Source organism: Streptomyces sp. NPDC050535 (assembly GCF_044457665.1).
Lineage (GTDB): Bacteria > Actinomycetota > Actinomycetes > Streptomycetales > Streptomycetaceae > Streptomyces.
The window spans coordinates 63,267-75,996 of the sequence record NZ_JBITHE010000003.1 but is presented as its reverse complement, the minus strand read 5'-3'; the positions used below and the strand labels follow the sequence as shown (position 1 = coordinate 75,996).

Below are 12,730 nucleotides of genomic sequence, written 5' to 3'. Positions count from 1 at the left end.
TCATGGACATGAGGGACCACCCCCACGGCGAGGACACCTCGCACCCCGAGATCTGGACCGGTCGCGCGACCAACCGCGTCCAGTGGCTGCCCGCGCTCGGCGGCGCCGCCTGCATCGCGCTCGGCATCGAACTGGCCGTCGACTCCGCGTGGACGTCCGGCAGCGCCCCGCTCGTCATGTCCGTCGTCGGGTGCATCGCGGCGGGACTGCTCATCCTGTTCGGCACGCTCGCGTTCGTGCACGTCGCCGTCAAGGTCGACAAGGACCACCTCGAAGTGCGCTGCGGCCACATCGGGCTGCCCCGCCGACGCATCCCCCTCTCCAATGTCGTGGGGGCCGACTTCGCACCCTCGGTCACCCCCCGCCAGTGGGGCGGCTGGGGCTACCGCTGGCGGCCCGAAATGGGCACCGCCGTCATCGTCAGGCGGGGCGAGGGCGTGGTGCTCCTCCTCGGCGACGGCCATACGTTCACGATCACGGTGGACAACGCGGAGGCGGCCGTACGGATCATCCGCGACCACCTGCGCGCGACCGGGCCGGGCACGGCACTCTGACCCCTCGGCCTGCCACGACTAGGACTCCGGACGTCCGCCCGTGCTCCCCGTGACGCGTTCCGGCGCCTCCTCGGACAGTGGTCGTGCGGTGGCGAGTCCGGCGAGCAGGCCCGCGCCGGCGGTCACCGTGGTGAAGCTCAGGGCATTGCCGACCGACGCGACGACGGCCAGCGCGGTGAGGGCGGCGCCCGCCGTGAGCGCGATCGGCGTGGGACGCCGGGTTCGCCACAATGCGTAAAGGACCCAGCAGAACACCGCCGCGAGCAGCAGCGCACCGATCACGCCCTGCTCGGCGGCCTGCTGCAAGGGCGCGGAGTGGGGCTTGCCGTCGGGCGGCAGCGACTGGGCGACCGTCGGACTGAGTTCCCCGTAGCGTCCGGGACCGGCGCCCAGAGCCGGGTACTCACGGGCGAGGTGCAGCGCGTCGCGCCAGAGCAGGATCCGGTGCTGGGTGAGCGGGCCTTCCAGAGCGTCGGTCAGGCCGTCGGGGAGCGCGTTCTCGGTCATCGCCCAGGACATTCCGGTCATCAGCGTCGCGGTGAGCCCGAGTCCCGCGAGCCCCAGTGCGCGGCGGCGCATGCGGGCGGCGGCCAGCGAGCACAGCAGGACCCCCGCGCACAGGACGAAGCCGGTGGTCGATCCCAGGACCGCCGCGGTCACCGTGATCCCGGCCGCCAGCATCCGCAGCGCGAGGCGTTGCGGCTGCGGGTGTGCCGCCCAGGCCGCGCAGCACGCGGCTCCGGCGGACAGGGCCAGCAGTGCGGTTGTGGCGCCACTGTGCCCGAGCGGCGAGGCGAGTTGCGCGCCGGGAGCGGTGTGCGGGGTGGTGATCGCGAGGCCGAGTCCGGCGAGCGCGCCCGCGCAGGGTGCGGCGACGGGCAGAAGTGCGCCGAGGATCCGTCCCGAGGCGTAGCCGGCGGTCAGGGCGAGGATCGCCAGGAGGACGCCCTCGGGCCGGCCGTCGTGCGCGCCCGCCGTGATCAGGGACCAGGCCGCGCAGGCCGCGAGCACCAGCACGCCCGTGATGTCGGAAGCGTTGCGTCTGTCGTCCCCGGCCATGGAATCGGCCGTGGACGTCATCCCCGTGGACCCCACCCCGTCGCCCCCCACTGTGACGGGCCCCGGCCGTCGCGGGCGCTTCCGGCCGCACGTCAGAGGCTCGGGCACACCGTAACGGGTGATGCGCGGGTTTGTGGACAAGTTGCGCAGAAACGTTGCGCCAGATGTGAGGGCCGAGCGGTCCGGAGGCGGCCCGTGCGCCGGACCGCCGCTGGTCGGGGCTGGGCGGACCGAGCTGTCGGCGCCCAGGTCACCCGCCGTACACTCCCGGAGTGACCGCCACCGCGACATCCGTAGACGAGCCGGAACAGCTCGAACCCCAGGCCGCGCCCATATCGCGCTGGGCAGGACTGGCCCGTCGTCTCGCCCCGGCCGCCTCCGCGGCGCTCTCCGGGGTGCTGTTGTACGTCAGCTTCCCGCCGCGCACCCTGTGGTGGCTGGCGCTTCCGGCCTTCGCGGTATTCGGCTGGACACTGCGCGGCCGCACCTGGAAGGCGGGGCTCGGGCTCGGCTATCTGTTCGGGCTCGGCTTCCTGCTGCCGCTGCTCGTGTGGACCGGTGTGGAGGTCGGCCCCGGGCCGTGGATCGCCCTCGTCCTCGCTGAGTCGGCGTTCGTCGCAATCGTCGGCGCGGGCATCACCGCCGTCTGGCGGCTGCCGGGATGGCCCCTGTGGGCGGCGACGCTGTGGATCGCGGGCGAGGCGGCACGCGCGCGCGTGCCGTTCGGCGGGTTCCCCTGGGGAAAGATCGCCTTCGGGCAGGCGGACGGGGTCTTCCTTCCGCTCGCCGCGGTGGGCGGCACACCGGTGCTCGGCTTCGCGGTCGTGCTCTGCGGCTTCGGGCTCTGCGAGGTCGTACGGCTGGCCATCGAAGGCCGCCGCACCCGGATCGTGCGACGCGGGGCCGCCGCGGTCGCCCTGCTGAGTGTCGCCGTCCCCGTGGTGGGGGCGCTCGCGGCGCGGTCGCTGGTGAGTGACGAGGCCGAGGACGGTACGGCGACCGTCGCGGTCATCCAGGGCAATGTGCCGCGCGCGGGGCTGGAGTTCAACGCCCAGCGGCGGGCCGTACTCGACTACCACGCGCGGGAGACCGAGCGGCTGGCCGCCGAGGTCGAGGCGGGCAAGGTCGCCCGGCCCGACTTCGTGCTGTGGCCGGAGAACTCCTCCGACATCGACCCCTTCACCAACCCCGACGCCCGCGCCGTGATCGACCGCGCGGCCAAGGCGATCGGCGCGCCCATCTCGGTCGGCGGTGTGGTCGAGCGGGACGGCAAGCTCTACAACGAGCAGATCCTGTGGGACCCGGAGAAGGGCGCGGTCGACACCTACGACAAGCGGCAGATCCAGCCGTTCGGCGAGTACCTCCCCCTGCGTTCGCTCATCGGGGCCATCAACAGCGACTGGACGTCGATGGTGAGCCAGGACTTCAGCCGCGGCACCGAGGCGGGCGTCTTCACCATGGACGGCACCAAGGTCGGGCTGGCCACCTGCTACGAGGCCGCCTTCGACTGGGACGTACGCGACACCGTCACCGACGGCGCGCAGATGATCTCCGTGCCCAGCAACAACGCGACCTTCGACCGCAGTGAGATGACCTACCAGCAGCTCGCCATGTCCCGCGTCCGCGCCGTGGAGCACAGCCGGACCGTCACGGTGCCGGTGACCAGCGGCGTCAGCGCCGTCATCATGCCGGACGGGAGGATCACCCAGAAGACGGGGATGTTCGTGGCGGACTCACTCGTCCAGAAGGTGCCGCTGCGCTCCTCCCGGACCCCCGCCACCCGGCTCGGGATCCTGCCCGAGATGGTCCTGGTGCTGGTCGCGGCGGGCGGGCTCGGCCGGGCGGTGGCGACGACGGTGCGCGGACGACGGAGCAACGGCGTTCAGACCGGCGTTCCCGGACGGTAACGGAGCCGTGGAAACAGGCCGTTAGGGTCGACGCATGGCTACTCCCGACTTCATCCGAACCATCCGGGCCACCGCCGGCCACCAGCTCCTCTGGCTCCCCGGAGTCACCGCCATCGTGTTCGACGACGAGGGCAGAATCCTGCTGGGGCGCCGCTCCGACACCGGCAAGTGGTCGGTGATCGGCGGCATCCCGGACCCGGGGGAGCAGCCCGCGACCGGTGCGGTGCGGGAGGTCTTCGAGGAGACGGCCGTGCGGTGCGTCGTCGAGCGCGTCGTACTCGTGCAGGCCCTCGCGCCGGTGACCTACGCGAACGGCGACAACTGTCAGTACATGGACATCACGTTCCGGTGCCGGGCGGTCGGCGGCGAGGCGCGGGTCAATGACGACGAGTCGCTGGACGTTGGCTGGTTCGACGTGGACGCGCTTCCTGAACTGAGCGAGTTCTGCCTGCTCCGGATCAAGCAGGCACTGTCCGACGAGCCCACCTGGTTCGATCCCACCACCTGAGTGCGAGGAAGCCCCATCCCGTGACGGACAAGGGCATCCGTCGGATGGCGTAGCGCGGGATGAACGCCTGCCGGTGACTCCCCGTGACCATCGCGAGGGGAGCATCCTGAGCGGGCGGCGCGGAATTGCCGCGATGGTGCGCATACGGGGGTATGCGGGGAGTGAAGGGCACGGGGGCCTCATGAACGAGCCGACGCTGAAAGCCGGGCTGCGCGAACACCGGGCCACGGACGACTACGGGGAACGGGTGCCCATCGGGCGCGAGCGGGAGTGCGCGCTGCTGGACGGACTGCTGGAGTCGCTGCCCGACCGCGGGGCCGCGCTGCTGCTGAGGGGTGAGCCCGGCATAGGGAAGACCAGCCTGCTCGACCATGTCGCCCGGCGGGCACAGAGCGGCGACCTGCCGGTGCGCGAGGGTTCGCGGCAGACTCCGGTACGGGTCCTGCGGGCGCGCGGGATCGAGTCGGAGGCGGTGCTGCCGTACACGGTCCTCGCCGACCTGCTGCTCCCGCTGCGGTCGCACTTCGCCGGCCTGCCGTCGAGCCGTCGCCGGGCGCTGGAGACGTGCTTCGCACTTGTGGAGGCTTCCGACGAGCCGAATCCGTACGCCGTCTGCGCCGGGACGCTCGAGGTGCTGGCCGCCGCAGGTGAGGCCGGGCCTCTGCTGGTGGTCGTGGACGACCTGCACTGGTCGGACCCGTCGTCACGGCGGGCCCTCCAGTTCGTCGCACGCCGCCTCGCCACCGAGCACGTGGCCCTGGTGATGGCCGCCCGTCCGGCGTCCGACGACGACACGACCTGGGAGGACGTGCCCCTGCTGGCGGTCGCCCCCCTGGCGGAGGACCACTGCCGACAACTGCTGGAGCGGCACGGAGTCGACCCGGCGGAGCCCGCCGCCAGCCGCCTGATCACGCTGAGTTCGGGAAATCCGCTGGTCCTGGTGGAGTACGCGGCAGCACTCGTGGACGCGAGGAGGCGCGGCGACGAACTGACCGACATGGCCTGGGAGATGCCCGGGCCGATGGTCGAACGGGCCTGGTGGGGACGGATACGGGCGCTCTCGCGCGCGACGCGCACGGCCCTCGTGTACGTCGCCGCCTGCCGCGAACCCGAACTCGCCCTGCTGGAGAAGGCGTTGGCCGCGAACGGGCTGTCGCTCGGCACCCTCGACGAGGCCGAGGAGAGCGGACTGGTCCGCGCTCTGGACGACGGATACGAGCTGCGGCATCCGGTGCTCCGGCCCCTGGTGTTCAGCCACTGCTCGGTCGCCCAACGACTGCGTACGTACCGGACGTTGGCGGATCTCTCGTCCGGGGAAGTACGGACGTGGTATCTGGCCTCCGCCGCGGCCGGTCCGGACGAGACGGTGGCCGCGGCACTCGCGGAAGCGGCCGAACGGTCCCGCCGCCGTGGCGCACTCGCCGCGGCGGCGCACGCCTGGCACCGCTCCGCGGAGCTGTCGCCCTCGGCCGCCGACCGGGCGAAGCGGTTGCTCAACGCCGCACGGGACGCCTTCTACGGCGGAGCATCCCGCGACGCGGTCGACTGGTGCGAACAGGCGCTCCGTTGGAGCGAGGACGCACGGCTCACAGCCGACATCGAGCTGTTGCGCGGCCAGGCCTGCGGCTGGCTCGGCGATCCCGGCCGCGCCCACCGTTCCCTGGTGGCGGCGGCCGAGGCGGTGGAACCGGTGGACCGCTTCCGTGCCTGCGCGCTGTACGGGGCGGCCGTCCTGCCCGCGACGACGGACGGCCGGATCGGCTGGGCGGTCGACACCTCGGCGCGATCCGTGGCGATGGCCGACCTCCTCGAGAAGGAAGAGGGCGCGGGGGCGGCCACCCTCTCCTCCCGGCACCTCGCCGACGTGATGCGCGGCTGTGCGCAGGCACTCGCCGGCGAGGTGGCCGAGGGCCGCGCCCTGCTGCTCGCCGGGCGGGCGGCGTTGCACGGCGACTGGCCCTCGGAGGAGCCGCAGTTGGCGGTCCAGATCGGCCAGGCGCTCTCCTGGGTGGACGAGCGGGAGGCGGCGACGGCGGTGCTCGACGCGGTCGTCGACGGAGCCAGGCGGGACGGGGCTTCCGCCCTGTTGCCGTACGCCCTCGTCGGCCGGTGCGAGGTGACGTCGTGGAGCCGTTGGCCGACGGCCGGGGCCGCCGGGGCCGAAGCCCTGCGCTGGGCCCAGGAGTTCGGGCACCGGGCGATGACCGGGTACGCGCTGCTCCTGCTGGCGCGGCTCGACGGGCTGCGCGGCGACCGGGCGGGCTGCGAGGACCGTGTCGCCGCCTACGAACGGCACTGCGGCAAGGTGCGCGGTCTTGAGGTCTTCGCCCAGGCGGCACTGGGCTCGGCGGCGCTCACAGCGGGAGAACCACAGGCGGCCGCCGGGCATCTGGAGAGGGCTCTGTCACTCGCGCACGAGACAGGGCTCGGCAACCCCAACCTGATGCCGTTCCTGACCGAACTCGCCGAGGCGTACGTCCGCACCGGCGAGCGGGACAGCGCCGTCCGACTCGCCGGCTGGATCGAGGAACTCGCCCGGTCCACGGGACTCGCCTGGCCGGCCGCCGCCCACGCGCACTGCCGCATCATGCTCTCCGAGTCCGCCGACGAGGCGCAGGAATGGCTCAGGACCGCCGAACACGTCCACGCACGCGAGGAGATGACCTTCGAGCTCGCCCGTACCCAGTTGATGTGCGGGGAACTGCTGCGCCGCTTCCGGCGGCCCACGGCGGCTCGCGGGCTGCTCCTCGCCGCCCAGTTGGCGTTCGCCGGCCTCGGCGCGGCCTCCTGGCGGTCCCGGGCGGCCGTGGAACTCGCCGCGGCCGGGCACCGAGCCGGAGACACACGGGTGCCGGTGCCGCGGACCGACAGCCTCACCGCCCAGGAGCTCCAGGTGGCGCTGGCCATCGGAGACGGACTGAGCAACGGCGAGGCCGCCACCGCCCTTTTCGTGTCCCGAAAGACGGTGGAGGCCCATCTGACGCGCGTCTACCGCAAGTTGGGCGTGCGTTCGCGGTCCGAGCTGGCCCGCTATCTGGTGCACGCCGACCAGGTGCGCTGACGGGACGCACCGACGGGGCCGGTGCCCGAGCTGGGCGCCGGCCCCGTCCGGGGTCAGGGGAGCAGCCCGCGTGCCACGGCCCGGGCGACGTCGGGATGCGCCAGGTACTCGTGGACGGAGTGTGCCTGCTCGCGCGGGTTCGTGACGACGGACTCGTGGAGATCGCCGCCCCACCGGGGACGCAGCGGGCATCCGATCGTGACCGGGTCGGCCGGGCACCAGACGTTGTCCCAGCGCCCCACCCGCTCCGGGCGCCGGAGTGTCGGGGCGAGCAGCCGCTCGTACACGGAGTCGAGGCCGAGCGGACTGCCGACCGTGATCAGGAGCCGTACGTCGACCGCGGCGTCCAGCTGGGTCAGCAGATCCATGGCCACGACGGTTCCGAGGCTGTGCGCCACGATGGTCAGTGAGCCCGAGTCGGGCACGCTCTCGCGCACGGCGTCCAGCACCGCCTGCCGGGTCTCCCGGTTGTCGAGGTAGCGGGCCACGTCACCCAGCACGGCCGACACGAACAACGCGTCCAGATCCGTACGGGCGGCAAGCCAGGCCAGCGAGCGCCGCAGCGCGCCGGACGCACCGCCGGGCAGGCTGAAAGCCTCCTCCGCGGTGAGCAGTTCCTCCGGCATACCGGCCTTGACCGCGGCCTCCCGGACCAACTGCTCATAGAGCACCCGGGTCGTGGGGTCGGTGGGCGGGGCCGCCGGGGCGAACCCCAGTGCCGACTCGTCGGCGAGCAGGGCCTCGCGTCCCGACGTACCGGCCGCGCGGTTGCCGTAGAACGGGAGCCATACGTCGACCGGATCCACCGTCGGCAGTCCGGCGAGGGTGAGTCCCCGGTTGAGCCCCGACGTCCAGGAGCGCCGCAGGTGCTCGGGATCCGCCTTCTCCTGACCTCGCCCGTGCAGGAACAGCAGGTGGCCACGGCCCGCGAACGCTCCCGTACGCCCCCGGAGCCCCCGGCGCCGGGGAGCGGCCTCGGCGGCGCGCGACGGCAGTCCTTCGGTGGCGGGCAGGGCCGCGGGCGCGGTGTCGGGGAGAAGACCGAGGTCCCCGAGGACGTTCTCCCGCGCGGTCCCGGCCAGTGAGGTCCGCAGTCGTGCCACGACGCGGCTGACCCGGGCGCCCTCGTTGGCGGCCCAGTCCACCAGGTCGTCCGGGTCGCCGGACTGTACGGGGGTGCCGTCGCGCCGCAGTTGCCTGCCCTGGTCGTCCTTGCGGGCGACACCGGCGTGGTGCAGCGCCACCACTTCCCACTGGTCGTTGAAGACAGGAGAACCGGAGTTCCCGGGCTCGGTGTCCGTGTCGTAGTGCAGGAAGTCCTCGAGCTGGACGCGCAGTTCGTTGCGGCGGATGGCGATCTCCTTGAGCCGGCCACTGGGGTGCCCCACGACGTTGACGGACTCGCCGATCACCAGCTTGCCCTGCGCCTCGATGAGCCGGTTCCAGCCGAACCGCGCCCCGGGCGGGCGCCCGTCGGCCCCCATCCCGACGCGTACGAGGGAGAAGTCCAGGTCCTCGTCGACGAGCGGGACGAAGTCCGCGAGCAGCCGGTACGAGGCCGGCTGTGCCGGGGTGTTGTCGATTCCGGTCTCGGCGCCGAACTCCACGACGACCCGCGCGGCCATGTCCGCGTCCGGCAGCACATGGTGATTGGTCATCAGCAGATCCGGGGAGACGAGGAACGCCGTCCCCAGCGGCAGCACGCGGCCGTTGTCGAGCAGTGAGACGCGGCCCACCGTCGCGGCGGCACGCGAGCCCCGGGAGAGGAAGTTGACCGCTTGGAGGTCCTTGGAGGCGCCGATGATGCGCTCCAGCAGCCGTCGCCCCGGCTTCTCCTGCGAGGCGAGCGACATCACCGTCTCCATGGGCAGCGCGCCCCCGCTGATCAGGTGTTCCGCGCGGGCCTGGAGCTGGCTCTCGGTGTCCGGCAGGGACATGCCCCGGCCGGTCCGGCGCTCGACCGCCTCACGCTGCGGAAGTGCCGCGACGTACCGTTCGGCCGCCGCTTCGTACTGATGCCGCCGGGCGGCCAGCACTCGTTCATACGTGTCCGCGGTGAGAACCTGGGTGTCCATGTGCACCATCCCGATGGCGAGGCCGAGGAGGAAAACGGGCTGCCTCTCTGCTTAGCCGGGTCCTCCGCGGAACCGCATCGGGGAACTCCCCATGGAACGGCGGACGGGCGCCGCCGTTCCCCGGGGAAGCCTTTCCCCGCAGGGCAGTTCAGTTGTTCCAGCTCTCGTCGTACGGGTCGCGTGGCGTCGCGACCGGTCTGGCCTCGCCGACCTCGATGAAGGGGATGACCCCGTCGTTGACGGGGTCCTTGGTCCGCTTGTCCGTGTAGGTACCGGTGACTTCGAGCCAGGAGTCGGGTCGCAGGACGGGGGGAATCCGTCCGGTCAGGCCGATCTTGACGGGCTGGGCGTCCGCGGCACAGCAGTTGAGGGCCATGCGGACGAGGTACGGAGTGCCGTCGTGGCCCAGAGCGACGAAGCCGGTGACCTTGATCCGCCGGTCGCCGAGGGTGTGCCCGTGGCCGTAGGCGGCGCGGCCGGCGTAGTCGACCAGGCTGAGCGTAAGCGGGTCGTCGGCGGGCAACTCGGCGTAGCCGAAGGGAGGTTGCAGGGCCGTGCCGGTGCGCATCGCGCTGTAGGAGCCCAGGGCAGGCGGGGCGACCAGGATGAGGGCGAGCAGGGGGAGCACCAGGAGCCAGGCGATACGGGGCTCGCGGTGGGCGTGCCCGTGCCCTTCGTCGGCCACGCCCTCACCCGCGCCCTCATCGCCTTCGCCCTTGTCGCGCGCCCGCCCGTGTCGCAGTTCGTACCAGACGGTGGCGGCGGCCGTGGCGATCAGGACGACGCCGGCCCCCAGCAGCAACGGGCGCAACCCGGCCTTGACGTACCGCAGATAGAGGTCGCTGGAGCCGGCCTTCAGGATCGCCGCGCCGACGAGGAACAGGACGGCCGCCTGCGCCTGCCGGTTCACAGCAGCACCGCCCCGACGAGCATCGACACGAGGATCGCGAGGACGAAGGTGGCGGGGGCGAACCGCAGCGCGAACCCGCGGCCGAACGTACCGACCTGCATGGCGAACAGCTTCAGGTCGATCATCGGCCCGACGACGAGGAACGCGAGTCGGGCGGTGAGCGAGAACTGGGACAGCGACGCGACCACGAACGCGTCGGCCTCCGAGCAGATCGACAACAGCACCGCGAGAACGGCCAGGGCGAGCACCGACACCACGAAGTTGCCCGCCGCGGCCTGCAGCCAGCTCTCCGGCACGACGGCCTTCAGGGTGGCCGCGGCCATCGCGCCGACGACGAGGAAGCCGCCCGCGTGCATCACGTCGTGCCGTACGGACCCCCAGAACGCGGCACCCCTGCCGAGTCCGTCGGACGCCGGGCGGGCCGGCGGGCGCAGCCAGTCCGCGCGGCCCAGCCGCTGCCAGAGCCAGCCCATCGCGCACGCCACGAGGAGGCTCGCCACGAATCGGGCGAGGACCATCTCCGGATCGCGCGGGAACGCGACCGCCGTGGCCGTCAGCACGATCGGGTTGATCGCTGGCGCGGACAGCAGGAAGGCCAGCGCCGCGGCGGGCGTGACGCCCCGGCGCACCAGCGCCCCGGCCACCGGAACGGAGGCGCACTCGCAGCCGGGCAGGACCGCCCCGGCCAGCCCGGCGACCGGTACCGCCAGGGCGGGCCTGCTCGGCAGGGCACGGGCGAAGAACGAGGGCGGGACGAAGACCGCGATGACCGCCGACAGGAGCACGCCGAGGACCAGGAAGGGCAGCGCCTGGATGATCACCGCGACGAACACGGTCATCCAGCTCTGCATCACCGGCGCGGACAGCGCCTGCCGGATCGAACCCTGCGAGGTGACCAGCAGGAGCAGAACCACGGTCAGGACGAGGGAGGAGTTGACGTGCCGGCCCCGCCGGCCCTGCCGGTCGCCCGCGTCGCGGTGCCCGACCGGGGGCGGGGCCGACTTGGTGATGGTCACGGGTGAGGTACCTCCGGTAAGGAAGGGCTCGGTGGCCTGGTCGCCCCTCCACCTTCAGTACGCCGGTCGAGGCACAGCTTCTCATCGTGGGGAGCAACGTCCGCGGGCCGGTCGCCGGTTCGCCCGTCACCGTGCTCGTCGGATACCTGCGTCAGTCGCGCCCCGCGCCCCGGTAGAGGTCCAGCTCTCCGTCGAGTTCGACGGCCAGCACGGTGGCGTACTCGTCGAGGTCGGCCGGGACGGGCGCGTCGATCCAGGTCACGCCGGGTACCGCGTCCAGTCCTCCGGTGACGTGGTGGCCCAGTTCGGTGCCCGTGCCCAGGACGGACACCCGGCGCACGGCGTTGCGCAGGCCACGGACCGACACGGCCTCACGCGGTGCGTCGAAGCAGGTCAGGTACAGCGTGCGCCGGTCGGCGGAGAGGGTACTGGGGCCGTAGTGGTGCCCGGCAGGCAGCCCGGCGACCGTCCCGTACACGGCGTCGGAGTGCTCGGCGATCCACGCGCCGAGGCCCTCCAGGCGTTCGACCTGTTCCGCGGGGATCGTCCCGTCCTCCATCGGGCCGACGTCGAGCAGCAGATTGCCGCCCATGCCGATCGTCTCGGTGAAGTAGCGCACCAACTGGCGTACCGACTTGTGGTCGTGGTCCGTGGGCCGGTAGCTCCACGAGTCGTTGATCGTCAGGCAGAGCTCCCAGGGGCCGTCCGGGGCCTGGAGCGGAACGCCCTGCTCGGGGGTCGCGTAGTCGCCGTAACTCAGCATGCGGGCGTTGAGAACGGTGTCCGGGGCGCCCGCGAGGATCAGCTCGGCCAGCTCGCGCATCCGCCACTGGTCCTCGGTGCGCTCCCACTCGCCGTCGAACCAGAGCAGGTCGGGGCGGAAGCGGTCGACGAGCTCGCCCACCTGGCCGTCGCGGTAGGCGAGGTACCGTCGCCAGGCCGCCGGGTCCTCCTTGCCGGGCTCGGCGTGGGAGAACGGGCTGGGAGGCTCGCCCGGCCGCACGTGCCGGAGGCTCGCGTAGTCGGGGTGGTTCCAGTCGGAGTGCGAGTAGTAGAGGCCGACCTTGAGATCCCGTTCGCGCAGAGCGTCGGCGAAGCCGGTGACGAGGTCCCGGCCGGCCGGTGTGTCCCGGACCACGTCCAGATTCCGGTGGCCGGTGTCCCACAGGGCCACGCCGTCGTGGTGCTTGGTGGTCAGTACCGCGTATCTGGCGCCGACACGGGCGAACAGATCCGCCCAGGCGGCCGGGTCATAACGCGAGGCGGTGAAGCGGCCGAGCTGTTCCATGTACCGCTCGTGCGTGACCTCACCCGTGTAGAACGACCAGGACTCGGCCCATCCGTCCACGGCGTAGACGCCGTAATGGATGAAGATGCCCAGCTTGGCATCGGAGAACCAGGGTTGCATCGGCATGCGCCCACGCTAGGAGCGGGTGCGCCGGCCGCGCGTGGGCGACGGTCACCACTGGTGGTCGATTTTCACCCTGGGGCGCGAACCCGGTGAGCGGGAAACCCGGGGCCGGCGCCCTACGGGCAAATTCTCTGCCGCGAAGTACGAGGAAGGCCCGCGAGGAATGCCCTGGTACTCGGCGGGTACGCGACGGGGGTGCCTGTGGCGGACCCCGTCCCGGGCAGCTTGT

9 protein-coding genes are annotated in these 12,730 nt (G+C 72.4%); 4 read left to right on the top strand and 5 right to left on the bottom strand.

Translation table 11 applies throughout. The annotated features are described in order from the left end of the window. Positions 1–8: 8 nt before the first annotated feature. A complete protein-coding gene (locus ACIBLC_RS08390) occupies positions 9–554 on the top strand; it encodes a hypothetical protein (RefSeq protein WP_399209971.1) in 546 nt (181 codons plus the stop codon). 18 nt (positions 555–572) lie between these two features. On the opposite strand, the gene ACIBLC_RS08385 is transcribed toward ACIBLC_RS08390, so the two are convergent. Beyond that, positions 573–1,634 (bottom strand): O-antigen ligase family protein, encoded by a 1,062-nt coding sequence (locus ACIBLC_RS08385; RefSeq protein ID WP_399209970.1) that lies wholly within the window; start codon positions 1,632–1,634, stop codon positions 573–575. 251 nt (positions 1,635–1,885) lie between these two features. Here ACIBLC_RS08385 and lnt point away from each other — a divergent pair, with 251 nt between their 5' ends. The 3 genes from lnt (at position 1,886) to ACIBLC_RS08370 (ending at position 7,089) form a co-directional block, all read left to right on the top strand. After that, positions 1,886–3,520, top strand: a complete 1,635-nt coding sequence (lnt, locus tag ACIBLC_RS08380; protein ID WP_399209969.1) for an apolipoprotein N-acyltransferase — start codon at positions 1,886–1,888, stop codon at positions 3,518–3,520. Between the two features lie 34 nt (positions 3,521–3,554). Then, complete coding sequence (locus ACIBLC_RS08375) at positions 3,555–4,028, top strand: NUDIX hydrolase (RefSeq protein WP_399209968.1); 474 nt, start codon at positions 3,555–3,557, stop codon at positions 4,026–4,028. Between the two features lie 181 nt (positions 4,029–4,209). Then, positions 4,210–7,089 (top strand): AAA family ATPase, encoded by a 2,880-nt coding sequence (locus ACIBLC_RS08370; protein WP_399209967.1) that lies wholly within the window; start codon positions 4,210–4,212, stop codon positions 7,087–7,089. 53 nt (positions 7,090–7,142) lie between these two features. Here the strand turns inward: ACIBLC_RS08370 and ACIBLC_RS08365 are convergent, their stop codons facing one another. The 4 genes from ACIBLC_RS08365 to ACIBLC_RS08350 form a co-directional block, all read right to left on the bottom strand. Next, positions 7,143–9,164, bottom strand: a complete 2,022-nt coding sequence (locus ACIBLC_RS08365) for a trypsin-like peptidase domain-containing protein (protein WP_399209966.1) — start codon at positions 9,162–9,164, stop codon at positions 7,143–7,145. 148 nt (positions 9,165–9,312) lie between these two features. Next, positions 9,313–10,074 carry a TIGR03943 family putative permease subunit gene (locus ACIBLC_RS08360; protein WP_399209965.1) on the bottom strand — a complete coding sequence of 254 codons (762 nt, stop codon included), beginning with the start codon at positions 10,072–10,074 and terminating at the stop codon, positions 9,313–9,315. Further along, on the bottom strand, positions 10,071–11,090 hold the full coding sequence (locus ACIBLC_RS08355) for a permease (protein WP_399209964.1): 1,020 nt from the start codon (positions 11,088–11,090) through the stop codon (positions 10,071–10,073). Before ACIBLC_RS08355 ends, ACIBLC_RS08360 begins: the two co-directional genes overlap by 4 nt. A gap of 151 nt (positions 11,091–11,241) precedes the next feature. Next, positions 11,242–12,504, bottom strand: coding sequence for an alpha-L-fucosidase (locus ACIBLC_RS08350; protein ID WP_399209963.1), 1,263 nt, complete (start codon positions 12,502–12,504; stop codon positions 11,242–11,244). Between the last annotated feature and the right edge of the window lie 226 nt (positions 12,505–12,730).